This is a genomic window from Acuticoccus kandeliae, from assembly GCF_003073115.1.
The window spans coordinates 1-434 of sequence record NZ_QBBV01000058.1 but is presented as its reverse complement, the minus strand read 5'-3'; the positions used below and the strand labels follow the sequence as shown (position 1 = coordinate 434).

Below are 434 nucleotides of genomic sequence, written 5' to 3'. Positions count from 1 at the left end.
TGCCGGGGGAGGCCTCGTCGGAGCTGGACGGCGCGGTGCCGACCTGGGCGGTGCGCAGCAGCTCCTGCAGCTGACGGATCCGGGCCTCCTGCTGGCCCTGCTCCTCGCGCGCCGCGTGGTAGCCGCCGTTCTCCTTCAGGTCGCCCTCCTCGCGGCGGGCGTTGATCTCCGCGGCGATGACGGGCCGGTTCTCGATCAACCCGTCCAGCTCGGCCTTCAGCCGGTCGTAGGCGTCCTGGGTCAGCCAGGTGGCCTGGGTGTCCGTCACCGTCATCAACTCCTCCAGGAAAACAGGACGTGTCGCCGCCGGGACGCCTGGCGCCCGGCGGGCACACGGGGGTGGCGGCTCCGAGCGGCACGCCCCGAGTAAGGAAAAACACGACCCGCCTGCGGGTCGTGTGGGGCTCACCTTACCACGGAGCGTGCCGCTCATC

Annotated in this window: 1 protein-coding gene; it reads right to left on the bottom strand. The window is 71.7% G+C overall.

The genetic code is table 11. The annotated features are described in order from the left end of the window. Positions 1 to 274: GreA/GreB family elongation factor (locus DBV35_RS29290; RefSeq protein WP_483860590.1), on the bottom strand; the 274-nt coding region annotated here is incomplete at its 3' end. Positions 275 to 434 lie beyond the last annotated feature (160 nt).